Source organism: Bradyrhizobium sp. CB3481 (genome assembly GCF_029714305.1).
In the GTDB taxonomy this organism is placed as follows: domain Bacteria; phylum Pseudomonadota; class Alphaproteobacteria; order Rhizobiales; family Xanthobacteraceae; genus Bradyrhizobium.
Genome location: NZ_CP121647.1, coordinates 4,852,449 through 4,867,407, shown reverse-complemented (window position 1 = coordinate 4,867,407; position 14,959 = coordinate 4,852,449). Strand labels below are relative to the sequence as shown.

Genomic DNA, 14,959 nt, shown 5'->3' with positions numbered 1-14,959 from the left:
AATGAGAAGAGTAGGCATCGGAATCATCGGCTGCGGCGTTATCAGCACCGCCTATCTGAAGGCGGCGCAGCGCTTTCCAGTCATGGAAATCAGGGCGCTCGCCGACATGCGCAGCGATGTCGCCGAGCGCCAGGGCGCCGCCTTCGGGCTGCCGGCGATGCGGGTCGATCAATTGCTGAAGCGCGACGATGTCGAGATTGTCGTCAACCTCACGGTGCCGCTCGCCCACACCGACGTCAGCCTGGCGGTGCTGAACGCCGGCAAGCACGTTCATTCCGAGAAGCCGCTTGGCATCAACGTCACGGAGGCGCGCAAGGTGATGGATCTGGCTGCGCAGAAGAACCTGCGTGTCGGCTGCGCGCCCGATACGTTCCTTGGCGGCGGGCACCAGACCGCGCGCAAGTTGATCGACGACGGCGCGATCGGCACGCCCGTGGCGGGCAGCGCCTTCTTCGGCTGTCCCGGCCATGAGCGCTGGCACCCGGCGCCGGGCTTCTACTATCTGCGCGGCGGCGGGCCGATGCTCGACATGGGCCCCTATTACATCACCGATCTCGTGCAACTGCTTGGACCGGTCGCAAGCGTGATGGGCTCGACGGCGCGTCCGAAAACCGAGCGCCTGGTCACTAGCCAGCCGATGAACGGCACGCTGATCCCGGTTGAGGTTTCAACGCATGTCGCGGGCATGCTCGAATTCGAAAGCGGCGCGGTCGTTTCGATCGGGATGAGTTTTGACGTGCCGAAGCACCGCCACGCCCCGATCGAGATCTGGGGCGATAAGGGCACCATGCTGGTGCCGGACCCGAACCGCTTCGGGGGCGAGGTTCAACTGGCCAGAACCGGCGGCGAATGGGAAGCGATGCCGCTGACGCACGGCCATGTCGAGGGCGAGTTCCGTTCGATCGGCGTCGCCGACATGGCCTCCGCGATCTTGAATGATCGGCCGCATCGCGCCAGTGGCGCACTCGCTTTCCATGTGCTGGAGGTGATGGAGGCGTTCCAGACCTCCGCCGATGAAGGGCGGCGCGTCAAGATCGAGAGCCGCGTCGAGCGGCCGGCGATGCTGCCGACCGGACGCGAAACCGGACAGATCGACTGAGGACAGAAACATGCGCAAGGCAATGATTGTGTGGGGCGGTTGGCCGGGACATGATCCCGATCTCTGTGCCTCGATGATCCGCACCTGGCTCAGGGCGGAAGGATTTGAGGTGCGGATCGAGACCACGACGGCGGCATTCGCCGATCCCGCGATCCACGATCTGTCGTTGATCATCCCGATCTATACCATGTCGAAGATCGAGAAGGCCGAAGCGCTCAATCTCTGCGAGGCAGTGCGCGGCGGCGTAGGGCTCGCAGGCCATCACGGCGGCATGTGCGATGCGTTCCGTGATTCCGTCGACTACCAGTTCCTGTGCGGCGGGCAATGGGTCGCGCATCCCGGCAACATCATCGACTACAAGGTCGACTTGACGAAGCCGGATGACCCCATCATGAAAGGCCTGAAGAGCTTTGAGCATCGTTCCGAGCAGTACTACATGCATGTCGACCCTGCCAACGAGGTGTTGGCGACGACCACCTTCACCGGCGAGCACGCGCCCTGGATCGACGGCGTGGTGATGCCCGTGGTGTGGAAGAAGCGCTACGGCGAGGGCAGGGTGTTCTATTCCTCGCTCGGCCACCGTGCCTATGAGCTTGACGTTCCCGAGATCCGGACGTTGATGATCCGCGGCATGCTGTGGGCGGCGCGCGAATGACGGGCGCTGCACCGCAGCCGGCGGTCCGGGCCACGCTCGAGGACGTCGCGCGGGCGGCGGGCGTTTCGCTCGCCACCGTCGATCGCGTCGTCAACCGGCGCGAGGGCGTCCGCGCCAAGACCGTCGCGCGTGTCGAGGCCGCGGTGGCAAAGCTCGGCTACCGCGCCGACGTCGCGGCCGCGCGGCTGGCGCGCGGGCAGACCTTCCGCTTCGCCTTCGTGCTGCCGACCGGCAGCAACAGCTTCATGACCAACCTGACCGAGCAGGTGCAGCGCACTGCGGACTGGCTGGCAGGGCAGCGCGGCTTCATCGATATCCTTCATGTCGACGTGTTCGATCCGGACGTGCTCGCCGGCGCGCTGGAGACTTTGTCGCCGGCCTATCAGGGCGTTGCCGTCATCGCGCTTGATCACCCCAGGGTACGCGCCGCGATCGATGAACTCGTCGCGCGTGGGGTTGCCGTGGTGACGCTGGTGTCAGACGCGCCGAGTTCGCGGCGCCTGCATTATGTCGGTATCGATAATCCGGCCGCGGGGCGGACTGCGGCCACGCTGATGGGACGTTTCCTTGCCGACCGCAAGGGAACGGTCGCCGTGATCGCGGGATCGTTGTCGCTGCGTGATCATACCGAGCGGCACTTCGGCTTCCACCAGATCCTGTCCAGCGAGTATTCGAACCTTATCGCACTCCCGGTCAGCGAGGGGCGCGACGACGCCGAGCGCACGCGGGAACTCACCGCCGCGCTGCTCGCGCGCCATGCCGATCTTCGCGGCATATACTGCTGCGGCGCCGGGAACCGTGGCATCGCCGACGCGCTTGAGGCCTCGGGCCGCGCGCGCGAAGTCGTCTGGATAACCCACGAACTCACCCAGTACACGCGGCGTTTCCTGGTCCGCGGCACGCTCGACGCCATCATCAATCAGGATCCAGGCCACGAGGCGCGGTCTGCGGCGCGTATCCTGCTCGCGCATTGTTCGGGCGAGCCGATCAGTCCGGACCAGGAGCGCATCCGCATCGACATCTTTCTGCGGGACAATCTGCCGTAACTTCGAGCATCTCAGGTGATGCACATCGTGTTGTGAAAGTTCGGCACTCACTTCCTGCCTCCGCGCCGCTTGCGCGCTGACGCGGCGGCCGGCCTTGCCGTCATCTCCGCCTGCAGCAGCAGCAAGAGGCAGCCCGCCAGCCGTTCCTCCATCTCGCGGTCGTGCACCGAGAGCGGGCCGGGGTCGTTGAGGATGGCGTTGACCAGCGTGCCCAGCACGACCTGAAAGCCGAAGGCGATGGCGCGGGTTTTCGCCGGCTTGTTGCCTGGGCCCATGGCGGCGAGCAGGATCGGCGTGGCATCAGCCACATTGGCGCGCGCCAGCGCCTTGAAGGTGGACCAGCGGTCCGGCCGGGTGTCGTCGTGCTGAAGGGCGGCCCGCAGCACGCCTTCATGGTTGCGGATCCAATTGGTGGTGCCGCGGACGAGGAGGCGGCTGCGCTCTGTGAGATCAGCGCCGGCGAGGCGCGCATCGTCCTTCATCCGTGACAGGCGGCCCGCGCCGTCGCGCGCGGCGAGTTCGATCAGCGCGTTGAAATAGGCGTCCTTGCTTGCGAACCGGCTGTAGAAGGCGCCGACGGTGGCGCCGACCTTCCGGCACAGCGTCTCGATCGACAACTCCGCAAGGCTATGCGTACGCAACATCTCCGCCCCGGCCTGGAGCAGCGCGGCGGTGGTCTCGCGGCTGCGCTGCTGCCGCGACGGGGTGACGCCGGGAAGGTCAGGTACGGCCGCCGAGGATTGCATCGATGGCTGCGTCACGGAACTTGCGTCTCCATCCGAAATAACCATAATCATAATTCTGATTATTCTTTTTGGCAATGCGCTTCCGGCGCGTCGCCAAGGGCCGCGAACCCGCGGATCAACCGCGGGACGCGTCCTTGAAAAAGCGGGAGGAGAGCATGGCGGCAGGCAGCGCAAAACCGTTCGGCGGCAGCATCGGCAAGACCGTGGCGGGCTCGAAACCCTGGTGGCCAGACGCCGCAAAGCCGCCGCAATGCGCGCCGAACATCCTTCTCGTGCTGTTCGACGATGTCGGCTTTTCCGATTTCGGCTGCTACGGTTCGGCCATCAAAACGCCGACTATCGATCGCCTTGCCGCTGAAGGCCTGCGCTATTCCGGCTTCCACACCACCGCGATGTGCTCGACGACGCGCGCGGCGCTGCTCACCGGGCGCAACCATCATTCGGTCGGCGTCGGCTGTCTCGCCAATTTCGATAGCGGCTATCCCGGCTATCGCGGCAAGATCGCGCGCGAGGCGGGGACGCTGGCGGAAATGCTGCGCCCGCACGGCTATCGCAACTACATGGTCGGCAAGTGGCACGTCACGCCGCTGACCGAAAGCGGCGCCACCGGACCGTTCGACGGCTGGCCGCTCGGCCGCGGCTTCGATCGCTTCTATGGCTTCCTCGATGCCGAGACCGACCAGTTCGCGCCGGAGCTCGTCTCCGACAATGCCCATATCGATGCGCCCGCGAGCCATGCGGAGGGCTATCATCTGACCTCCGACCTGGTCGACCAGTCGATCCGCTTCATCGCCGATCACATCGCCGACCGGCCTGATCTGCCCTGGCTCACCTGGGTGGCGCTCGGTGCCTGCCACGCGCCGCATCAGGCGCCGATAGACATCATCAAAAGCTATGATTCCATGTTCGCACATGGCTGGGACACAGAGCGTGAGCAGCGGATCGCCCGACAGAAGGCGATGGGTATCGTGCCGCAGGAAACGCGGCTCCCTGTGCGCAACGACGGCGTGAAGGCGTGGGACGAGTACAGCGCGGACGAACGGCGCGTCTTCATCCGGCTGCAGGCAGCGTTTGCCGGCATGCTCGACCATGCCGACCGGCATCTGGCGCGGCTGATCGGCTTTCTCGACACGGCCGGCATCCGCGACAACACGCTGATCCTGGTCCTGTCGGACAATGGCGCCAGCCAGGAAGGCGGCCCGTGGGGTTTCGTCAACGCGATGGGGCCGTATAATTTCCGCCCCGAGCCGATGGCGGAAAAGCTGCGCAGGATCGACGACATCGGCGGCCCGGATTCGCACAGCAATTTTCCGCATGGCTGGGCGATGGCGTCGAACACGCCGCTGCGCCGCTACAAGCAGAACACCCATGGCGGCGGCATCCGCGATCCCTTCATCATGAGCTGGCCGAACAAGATCAAGGCGAAGGGCGAACTGCGCCATCAATTCGTCCACGCCTGCGATCTGACGCCGACCCTCCTCGACCTGATCGGGATCGAGGCGCCAGCCGAAATCGGTGGTGTCGCGCAGATGCCGCTCGAAGGCACGAGCTTTGCGCGCTCGATCAGCGATCCCTCGGCGCCTTCAAAATCGTCTCCGCAATATTTCGAGATGTTCGGCCATCGCGGCCTCTGGCATGACGGCTGGAAGGCGGTGTCCTTCCATCCTTCTGGCACACCGTTCGAGAACGACAAATGGGAGCTGTTTCACCTCGCGGAGGATTTTTCGGAAACGAATGACCTCGCGGAACAGCACCCTGAACGCCTGGCCGAAATGATAAAACTGTGGTGGAGCGAGGCCGAGAAGCACAACGTGCTGCCGCTCGACGACCGCTTCGGTCCGCGCTTTGCTGAGAACGCAGCGCGCTTCCACGGCGCGCGCAACAAGTTCACCTTTCATGCCGGCATGGGGCATGTGCCGACCGACGTCGCGCCCGATGTGCGCAGCCGCAGCTATACCATCGAGGCCCATGTCGAGATCGGCGCCGATGGCGCTGAGGGCGTGCTGATCGCCCATGGCGACGCCACCTCAGGCTACAGCCTCTACATCAAGGACGGCCTCTTGGTGCACGACCTCAATATCGGCGGCGGGCATGAGATCGTGACTTCCGATCGCAAAGTGCCGGCGGGCGCCCACCGGCTCGGCGTGCATGTCGAGCGCCTGGTACGCAAGGAAGCGCCGGCCAAGGGCGCCCGCACCGGCGTGACGGCCTACACGCTTCTGATCGACGGTGAGCCGACCGGCGTGATCCAGACCCAACTCGCGTTCAGCAATTTGATCTCCTGGTCCGGCCTCGATATCGGCAGCGACCGCTCCAGCCCGATCTCGCATTACGAGGTGCCGTTCGAGTTCACCGGGCGATTGCTGCGGGTGACGGTCGACATGCATGACGACCAGAAGCTCGACGGCGAGGGCGTAGGCGCGGCCGAGATGGCGCGGCAGTAGCCAGCCACACTATCAGTTGTCGTCGCCCGCGCAGGCGGGCGATCCAGTATTCCAGAGAAGCTAGTGATTTAACCGATGGGTCGCGGCGTACTGGATTCCCCGCCTGCGCGGGGAATGACAGCTTGGGTGAGGCGGCGGCGCGGCAACCGTCGAAACCCGTCTACTTGATCTTCTCATACGCCGCGGCGAAATCGCCGAGCGGCATCGGGATCGTGATGGTTTCCTTGGCGAGATTCTGGAACGAAACCTTCAATTGCTTGCCGGATTTCAGCGTGGTGAGCATCTCTGACGAAATCGGCAGGTTGGCGTAGCAGCCGCGCGCCTCGCAGGTCTGGATTTGCAGGTCGGCGGTCTTGCCGTCGTCGACCTGGAATTTGGCGCCGGCCGGCAGATTGAGCCCGAGCGGCAACTGCACGAGCGCGATCGGGGTACGAGTCTCGGCCGGCACGCGGATATTGATCAAAACGATCAACTGGCCGGTCTTGGTCAAGACGGCGCTCTGTTCGATGGCGCATTCGAGCGAGGAGGCGCGGCTGGCGCTGCTGCATCGTGCAATCCAGCCTGGCGGCGCGGATGCTACGGCTCCTTCGCTGGTTGCGGCGGTGGGGGCCGGTGTGGCCTGGGTGACGGGCTGGGTGTTCTTGGCTCTGGGAGCCTGGGCGTAGCTCTGGTTGCACAGGGTGAACTGCACCGCCGCGGCAACGGCAAATTTTACTGAAATTTTCACTGAACCGGCTCCGAGGTGCACTACCTTCGGATGTGTCGACTTTTGCGCAAAGTCAAGTCATTCGGCCGCTTGCTTGACCGAGCCGTGGGCGTCCAACTGCGCATCATGGTTAGGATTCGACGAACGGCCCCATCGTGCGAAGGCGTTCGAAAGCCGGTCGAGATAGAGGTAGACCACCGGCGTCGTGAACAGCGTCAGCGCCTGGCTGACGAGGAGGCCGCCGACCATGGCGTAGCCGAGCGGCTGGCGGATTTCCGATCCGGTGCCATTGCCGAGCATCAACGGCACGCCGCCGAGCAGCGCCGCCATCGTCGTCATCATGATCGGGCGGAAACGAAGCAGCGCCGCCTTGCGGATCGCAGCCTCCGGCTCGAGGTTTTCGTCGCGCTCGGCCGTGATGGCGAAGTCGACCATCATGATGCCGTTCTTCTTCACGATGCCGATCAGAAGCACGATGCCGATCAAGGCAATCAGGCTGAAGTCGAACCCGAACAGCATCAGGATGGCGAGCGCGCCGACGCCAGCGGACGGCAGCGTGGACAGAATCGTGATCGGGTGGATGTAGCTTTCGTAGAGAATACCAAGGATCAGATACACCACCACGAGCGCTGCGAGGATCAACAGCGGCACGGTGCCGAGCGACTGCTGGAACGCCTGCGCGGTGCCCTGGAAGCTCGAATTGAGCGTCGCCGGCGCGCCGAGTTCGACCATCGCCCGCTGCACCGCGCCGGTCGCCTGTCCGAGCGCCACGCCCTGCGCGAGGTTGAAGCTGATGGTGATCGCCGGAAACTGGCCTTGGTGGCTGATCGACAGCGGCCGCACCGGCACGCTGGTCCAGGTGGCAAAGGTCGACAGCGGCACCTGGTCGCCGGTGGTCGGCGATTTGACATAGATCTTGTTCAGCGTGTCGATGCTGCCCTGCAGCTCCGGCAGCACTTCGAGCACCACTTTGTAGGTGTTGAGCTGGGTGAAATACTGCGTCACCTGGCGCTGGCCGAACGCATCATACAGCGTGTCGTCGATCAGCTGCGGTTGGATGCCGTAGCGCGCGGCAGTATCGCGGTTGATCTTCAGCTCCAGCGTGGTGCCGTTGGTCTGCTGGTCGGTGGCGACGTCGCGCAGCTCGGGCAGCGTCTGCATCTTGGCCAAAATCTTCGGCGCCCATTCGTTCAGCTCGGCCAAATCCGCGTCCTGCAACGTGAACTCAAACTGGGTGCGCGTCGGCCGGCCGCCGAGCCGCACGTCCTGCGCAGCCTGCATATAGAGGCGGGCGCCCTCGACCTTCTCTAGCTGCGGTCGCAGGCGGGCAATGATCTGTTGCGCATTCGCCTTGCGCTCGTCGCGCGGCTTCAGCGTGATGAAAAGATTGCCGTTGTTGCCGGCACGACCGCTGCCGCCGATCACCATCGCGACCGAGGCCACGTCGGGATCAGCCTGCACGATCTTGCCGAGTTCTTCCTGATGCCGTTTCATGTCGGCGAAGGAGATGTCCTGGCTCGCTTCCGAAGTCGCCGTGATCAGGCCGTTGTCCTGCTGCGGAAAGAAACCCTTCGGGATGATGACGAACAGGTGGACCGACAGCCCCAGTGTTGCGAAGAAGATCATCAAGGTGGTGAACTTCCAGCGCAGCGCGAGGTCGAGGCCGCGTTCATAGGCGTGCAGCATCGCATCGAAGGCGCGGTCGCTCCATTGGTAGAACCGGCCATGCCTGGTCTCGCCATGCGCGCGCAGGAAGCGCGAGGCCATCATCGGCGTCAGCGTCAGCGACACGGCCATCGACACGAAAATGGTCATCGCCAGCACCACCGCAAATTCGCGGAACAGCCGCCCGATGATGCCGCCCATCAAGAGCAGCGGGATCAGCACCGCGACCAGCGAGATACTGATCGACATGATGGTAAAACCGATTTCGCTGGCGCCCTTGAAGGCGGCGGCCATTGGCTTTTCGCCTTCCTCGATGTAGCGCGTGATGTTTTCCAGCATCACGATGGCGTCGTCGACCACGAAGCCGACCGCGATGGTGAGCGCCATCAGCGAGAGATTATCGAGCGAATAGCCGAACACCCACATCAACGCGCAGGCGCCGAGCAACGCCAGCGGCACGGTGACGGCAGGGATTACCGTTGCCCAGAAGCTGCGCAGGAAGATGAAGATCACCATGACGACCAGCACGATTGTGAGCAGCATGGTGAACTGCACGTCCTCCACCGCCGCGCGGATCGTCGTGGTGCGATCGCTCATCATCTCGACCTTGACCGCGGGCGGGATCGCAGCGACCAGCCGCGGCATCGTCGCCTTGATCTTGTCGACGGTCTCGATGACGTTGGCGCCGGGCTGCTTGAATACGACCAGGAACACGCCGCGCTTGCCGTTGGCCCAGGCCGCCTGCTTGGCGTCTTCCGGGCCTCTGACAGCTTGGCCGACATCGCGGATCCGCAACGGGCCGCCGTTGCGATAAGCGATGATGACGTCGTTCCAGTCCTTCGATTCCGGCAATTGATCGTTGGCGTAGATGGTATAGGAGCGCCGCTCGCCGTCGATATTGCCTTTCGGGCTGTCGACGGTCGTGATCGCGATCTGGCTGCGTACATCCTCCAATGACAGGCCCTTGGCGACGAGCTTCGCCGGGTCGATCTGGATGCGGATGGCGGGCTTCTGCTGGCCGCCGATGATAACCTGGGCGACGCCGGAGATCTGGCTGATCTGCTGCGCAAGCTGGGCGTCGACGGCGTCGCTGACCGTGGTCAGCGGCAGCGTGTCCGAGGTCGCCGACAGGATCAGGATCGGCGAGTCCGCCGGGTTGACCTTGCGATAGATTGGGGGCGAGGGGAGGTTTTTCGGTAACTGTCCGCTTGCCGCATTGATGGCAGACTGCACGTCATTGGCGGCGGCGTCGATCGAGCGGTTGAGATCGAACTGGATATTGATCGCCGCGGTGCCGAGGTAGCTGGTCGAGGTCATCTGCGCGACGCCCGGAATTTGCGCGAACTGACGTTCCAGCGGTTGCGCCACTGACGATGCCATGGTTTCCGGACTGCCGCCGGGTAGGGACGCCGTGACCTGGATGGTCGGAAAGTCGACTTGCGGCAAGGGCGCGACCGGCAACAGGGGATAGGAGACGAGGCCGACGAACATGATCCCCGCCATCATCAGCGAGGTCCCGATCGGGTAGCGAATGAAGGGGGCGGAGATTCCCTGGCTCATTCGCTGGTCGTCCTGGCCTGTGTCTGATCCGAACTGGCGACCGCCGTCGTCACCAGCGTGCCCGGCTGAACCTTGAACTGGCCCGCCGTGATGATCTGATCGCCGGGCGACAGCCCTTCATCGACCACCGAGCGCCCGTCGATCGAACGCGTCACCCTGATCTTGCGAAGTTCAGCCTTGTTCTCCTTATTGACCGTGTAGGCGTAGAGGCCGTTGGGGCCATGCTGAACGGCGTCGTCGGGGACGACGGTGGCGTCCTTCAGCGTTGCAACCAGCAGCCGCGTTGAAACCGACTGGCCGGGCCACAGCGCGTGATCCTTGTTGTCGAACACCGCCTTGAGGCGGACGGTGCCGCTCGACGTGTCGACCTGATTGTTGATCAGGGAAAGCGTACCGGTGGAGAGCACACGCTTGCCATCGGTGGAGAGCGCGATCGTCTTCGGCGAGCCGGCGTCGAGCGCCGCCTTGATCTCGGGCAACTGGTCTTCCGGTGCGGTGAAGATCACCGCGATCGGCTCGATCTGGGCGATGGTCACGATGCCGGTCTGCGTCGCGGCATTGACGATGTTGCCGACATCGACCTGACGCAGCCCGACGACGCCCGAGATCGGCGCCCTGATGGTGGCATAGTCGAGCTGGGTCTGCGCGTTCTCGATCATCGCGGTGTCGGCCTGGATCTGCGCGGTGAGCTGCGCCACGGTCGAGCGCTGCGTATCGACCTGTTGCCGGGTCGCAAATTCGCCGAGCCTGGTAGAGCGTTGCAGGTCGAGGCTGGCATTGGCGAGGTTGGCTTCGTCCTGCGCCTTCTTGGCCTTGGCCTGATCGAGCGCCGCCTGGAACGGGCGCGGATCGATCTCGACCAGCGTGTCGCCTTCCTTGACGACCTGGCCTTCCTTGAACGCGATGCGGTTGATCTGGCCGTCGACCCGGCTGCGGACGACGACGGTATTGAAGCCCTGCACGGTGCCGAGACCGGTCAGATAGACGGGAAAATCGGCCTTTTCGACTGGGGCGGTCCGCACCGGAACGGCGGCGCGGACGGGCGAGGCCTTTCGGGTTTCAGCTTGCGCCGGATGATCCGCGCCCTGAAAGCGCTGCCAGCCGAGATAACCCAGCGCAGCGATCGCTGCGATCGACAAGACCCAACGGACGGTGCGCGACCTCGACATAGCGGCTCACGAATTGACGGAGTTTCCCCAGTGCCATCGATATAATGATCGGGAGCTCGCCCTGTACAAACACTAAGGCTTGAGAATCCTAAACAATTGGAAAGGTTTGGTGCACCGGCCGTGTGACTTTGGCGCCAGTATCGGAAAGCTCGCTATCCCTGCGTGTCCGTTCGAAGCGGGGTTGAATGCGGGATGGTTGTCGTCCATATCGCGCGCTTCAATGCAGATGAAGAAAATATCGGAGCGCACGATGGACGAACTGAACGGACGCATGATGGCGTGCCAGATTCTGATCACGGGGCTGATCGCGCGCGTCGCAAACGATTCGCCCGATCCCTTGCGATTCCTCACCGACTTTCGCGACGAGATCAAAGCCGTGGTCAGGGGCGTCAATATCGCGGGCATGGAGAACACCGAACGCGTCCGCCAGGTCGCGCATTCGACCGTCGATGAATTGTTTTCGTTGATGAAGCCGCCGAGCAGCGATGAGTAGCGCAGAAGCGGCAACGCAATCTGTGCCTGATTTTACAGCGTTTCGCGCTTCTCTTTAGAACGATTATTAGAACGCTTACAAAGTAGTTCTTAGAACCATTTCAAACTGTCGATTTAGAATCGTTGTGATCTGGACGGATTCAACCGCGGTGTTGCCTCGATCGCGTTGACCCGAAAATTTCCGCTCGGTACCTACCGCACGGGACCATTCGCCGCATGTCGATTTGCCGCGAATTGAAATTGATCAGGGGCACGTGATGAATGTTGTGAAGGCACCGAGGTCGCTTCGTCTTGAAGCGGCGGTTTACTCGCTCGGTCAGACGGTTGAAAACAATTCCGGCAAGAAGGTTTCCGCGGTTGCGGGCCTCATCGCCGTTGCGTCCTTTTCCGGCGCCGAAGCGCAGCAGTCCAGCCTCCCGCCGGTGACGGTCGATGCCCCGGTCGCTCGCCCGCGTCCTGCTGCGTCAAGGCCCTCGGCCGATCAGCTCCGCGCCCGCAGCGCGCTGCGCCGCGCCGCGCGCCGCTCGCAGCCGGCGCAGGTCGCCGCCGTGCCGTTTCCGAACGCCGGCGGCCTGGCGGCGGATGCGAATCCCTATGCGGATGCGGCGGCGCCCTACAAGGTCGACCGCGTGCAGGCGTCCGGCAAGTTTCCCGAGCCGCTGCTCAACACGCCGAAGACCATCACCGTGATGAGCAAGGAAGTGCTCGCGGACAAGAACATCACCTCGCTGCGCGAAATCGGCCGCTCCACCGCCGGCGTGACGCTGGGGTCGGGCGAGGGCGGCAACGCCTTCGGTGACCGCTTCTTCATCCGTGGCTTCGACGCGCGCAACGACGTCTTCATCGACGGCATCCGCGACCCTGCGGTCTCGATCCGCGAAAACTTCTTCACCGAGCAGATCGAGATCCTGCGCGGCCCGGCCTCGTCCTATGCCGGCCGCGGCACCGCCGGCGGCGCCATCAACATCGTCACCAAGCAGGCCGCCGACCGCAACTTCTACAACGCCGAGAGCACGTTCGGCACCGACCATACCAAGCGCGTCACGCTCGACGTCAACCAGGTGATCTCGCCGACCTTCTCGGTGCGCACCGGCGGCATGTTCCAGGATGCCAACGTCGCCGGCCGTAACTACGTGACCGACGATCGCTGGGGCGGCTTCATCTCGACCAAGTGGACGCCGACCGACAGCATCAAGATCACGACGAATTACGTCCACACCGATCTCAGCGGCTACCCGGATTTCGGCGTGCCCTATTACAAGCAAGGTAATGGGCCGGTCACCGAGTTCGGCATCCCGCGACAGAACTGGTACGGCTTCCTCAACCGCGACTTCCAGACCGCGCGGCAGGATTTCGGCACGCTGACCGGTGAATTCAAGGTCACCGACAGCATCACGGTGACCAGCCGGACGAGGGCGGAACATTCGATGCTGGCCTATATCGGCACGCTGCCGAATACCACGGCGGCGCAGACAGCGAATCCCAACCCGTTGACGTGGACGTTCACGGCGAGCCCGCAGAGCCGTAACCAGTGGGTCGATATCCTCGCGAACCAAGAAGACGCCACGTTCAAGTTCGACACCGGGTCGGTCAAGCACACGGCGACGGTTGGTGTGGAAGTCGCCAACGAGCGCATCGGGATCGACCGCTATACGGGGCTTTCATCGGAAGCGTTTGGCAACAACCCGCCGGTCAATGGCTCCTTCCAGAACCAGTCGATCTATGCGCCAAACTACACGTTCTTTCCGTTCGGCATTCCGTCGCTGGTTGGCAATCCGGTCCGCTATAATGTCGACAGCAAGGCCCTCTACGTCATGGACACCGCGAACTGGCAGGACACGGTTATCCTGAACGGTGGCGTGCGCTACGACGGATACGACCTGCGTGGGGCGAACAACACGCAATCGTCCTCGGTCAATTCGGATTTCATCAACTACAATGCTGGCATCGTCTTCAAGCCGATGCCCATCGGCAGTCTATATGCCGCCTACGCGACGTCGACCAACCCGTTCGGCTCCGAACTCGACGCGACAGGTTTCGATTACGGTGGACTGCCTCTGACCGGCACGATCTTTGGCCCCGAGCGCAACAAGGCGGCCGAAGTCGGCACCAAGTGGGAGCTGTTCGACCGGCATCTGCTGGTGACCGGCGCGCTGTTCCGCACCGAGAAGGACAATGCGCGCGAAACGGTGAACGTGAACGGCACCAACACCCTGCAGTCGGGTGCGGCCTACCAGGTGGAGGGCATCGACCTCGAGGTCAGCGGAAAAATCACCGACCGCTGGAGCGTTTTCGGTGGTCTGGTGCTCATGCGGTCGAAGGTCACGCAGAGCGGGAATCCTGCGAACATCGGGCTGCAGATGGCCAATATCGCCCATGAATCCTTCAGCATGTTGAGCAAGTACAGGTTCGACAATGGCTGGGAGCTTGGCGGGCAGGCGGTCTACCGCTCGAAGATCTACGGCGGCACCTTCGGCGCCAACACCGGCACCGAGCTTCCCAGCTACTGGCGCTTCGATGCGTTCGTCGAGAAGAAGATCGACAAGAACTGGACCATGAAGCTCTACGCGCAGAACCTGACCAACAAGCTGTACTACGACACCCTCTATCGCAGTGCGGTGCCGTTCGTCGCCGTTGCGCCGGGGCGGGCGTTCTATCTCGTCACATCGGCGAAGTTCTGATCGTGTTGATCTGCGTCCCCAACGTGCTGAGCAAGGATGATGTGGCGGACTTCCGCCGCATCATGGACGCCGCCGACTGGGAAGACGGCCGCTCCACCGCCGGGGCGCAGTCGGCGATGGTCAAGCGCAACGAGCAGCTTCCGCCTGACAGCGAGGTCGCGCGTGCGCTCGGCAATCGCGTGCTGTCGGCGCTGACGGCCAGTCCAAAATTCATCTCGGCGGCGATCCCGCTGCAGATCTTCCCGCCGCTATTTAACCGCTACGCGGCCTCCGGCGGACACCATTTCGGCCTCCATGTCGACAATGCGGTGAGGGGAGATCGGCTCACCGGCTTGCGGATCCGGACCGACCTGTCCGTGACGCTGTTTCTGTCCGAACCCGATGAATACGACGGCGGCGAACTGGTGGTGGAGGACCTCTACGGTTCCCACGAGATCAAGCTCGCAGCCGGGGACCTCGTGCTTTATCCTGCTTCTAGTTTGCATCTGGTAACCCCGGTCACCCGGGGTACGCGGGTGGCGTCTTTTTTCTGGCTGCAGAGCATGGTACGGGATGCGCATGCCCGGAGCCTGATCTTCGATCTCGATACCTCGATTCAGGCCCTGGTAGAGCGGCTGGGACGGGACGACCCTGAAACGGTCAAATTGACCGGTATCTATCACAACCTGATCCGCTACTGGGCCGAAGTATGAAGAA

11 protein-coding genes are annotated in these 14,959 nt (G+C 63.5%); 7 read left to right on the top strand and 4 right to left on the bottom strand.

Features of this window, described 5'->3' with window-relative positions; genetic code table 11:
- Position 1: 1 nt before the first annotated feature.
- Genes QA643_RS23785 through QA643_RS23775 form a run of 3 tightly spaced genes read left to right on the top strand, consistent with a single transcriptional unit; the run spans position 2 to position 2,800 of the window.
- A complete protein-coding gene (locus QA643_RS23785; protein WP_283028319.1) occupies positions 2-1,099 on the top strand; it encodes a Gfo/Idh/MocA family oxidoreductase in 1,098 nt (365 codons plus the stop codon).
- A gap of 10 nt (positions 1,100-1,109) precedes the next feature.
- Positions 1,110-1,754 carry a ThuA domain-containing protein gene (locus QA643_RS23780; protein WP_283028318.1) on the top strand — a complete coding sequence of 215 codons (645 nt, stop codon included), beginning with the start codon at positions 1,110-1,112 and terminating at the stop codon, positions 1,752-1,754.
- Positions 1,751-2,800, top strand: coding sequence for a LacI family DNA-binding transcriptional regulator (locus tag QA643_RS23775; protein ID WP_283028317.1), 1,050 nt, complete (start codon positions 1,751-1,753; stop codon positions 2,798-2,800). Before QA643_RS23780 ends, QA643_RS23775 begins: the two co-directional genes overlap by 4 nt.
- A 47-nt stretch (positions 2,801-2,847) precedes the next feature.
- Here QA643_RS23775 and QA643_RS23770 read toward each other — a convergent pair whose 3' ends face one another.
- Positions 2,848-3,546, bottom strand: a complete 699-nt coding sequence (locus QA643_RS23770) for a TetR/AcrR family transcriptional regulator (RefSeq protein WP_283034905.1) — start codon at positions 3,544-3,546, stop codon at positions 2,848-2,850.
- A 155-nt stretch (positions 3,547-3,701) separates the two neighbouring features.
- Here QA643_RS23770 and QA643_RS23765 point away from each other — a divergent pair, with 155 nt between their 5' ends.
- Complete coding sequence (locus QA643_RS23765; protein ID WP_283028316.1) at positions 3,702-5,990, top strand: arylsulfatase; 2,289 nt, start codon at positions 3,702-3,704, stop codon at positions 5,988-5,990.
- A gap of 160 nt (positions 5,991-6,150) precedes the next feature.
- Here the strand turns inward: QA643_RS23765 and QA643_RS23760 are convergent, their stop codons facing one another.
- The 3 genes from QA643_RS23760 to QA643_RS23750 are packed head-to-tail and all read right to left on the bottom strand — an operon-like array spanning position 6,151 to position 11,090.
- The gene (locus QA643_RS23760; RefSeq protein WP_283028315.1) at positions 6,151-6,717 is read right to left on the bottom strand and encodes an invasion associated locus B family protein; all 567 of its coding nucleotides are present in this window, start codon (positions 6,715-6,717) and stop codon (positions 6,151-6,153) included.
- A gap of 57 nt (positions 6,718-6,774) precedes the next feature.
- Positions 6,775-9,921, bottom strand: coding sequence for a multidrug efflux RND transporter permease subunit (locus QA643_RS23755; protein ID WP_283028314.1), 3,147 nt, complete (start codon positions 9,919-9,921; stop codon positions 6,775-6,777).
- Complete coding sequence (locus tag QA643_RS23750) at positions 9,918-11,090, bottom strand: efflux RND transporter periplasmic adaptor subunit (protein ID WP_283028313.1); 1,173 nt, start codon at positions 11,088-11,090, stop codon at positions 9,918-9,920. Before QA643_RS23750 ends, QA643_RS23755 begins: the two co-directional genes overlap by 4 nt.
- A 250-nt stretch (positions 11,091-11,340) precedes the next feature.
- Between QA643_RS23750 and QA643_RS23745 the strand changes: the two genes are divergently transcribed.
- The 3 genes from QA643_RS23745 to QA643_RS23735 all read left to right on the top strand — a co-directional run bounded on the left by QA643_RS23745 (position 11,341) and on the right by QA643_RS23735 (position 14,955).
- Positions 11,341-11,583 carry a hypothetical protein gene (locus QA643_RS23745; RefSeq protein ID WP_283028312.1) on the top strand — a complete coding sequence of 81 codons (243 nt, stop codon included), beginning with the start codon at positions 11,341-11,343 and terminating at the stop codon, positions 11,581-11,583.
- A gap of 256 nt (positions 11,584-11,839) precedes the next feature.
- Positions 11,840-14,263, top strand: coding sequence for a TonB-dependent receptor (locus QA643_RS23740; RefSeq protein WP_283028311.1), 2,424 nt, complete (start codon positions 11,840-11,842; stop codon positions 14,261-14,263).
- A gap of 2 nt (positions 14,264-14,265) precedes the next feature.
- Positions 14,266-14,955 (top strand): Fe2+-dependent dioxygenase, encoded by a 690-nt coding sequence (locus QA643_RS23735; RefSeq protein WP_283028310.1) that lies wholly within the window; start codon positions 14,266-14,268, stop codon positions 14,953-14,955.
- Positions 14,956-14,959 lie beyond the last annotated feature (4 nt).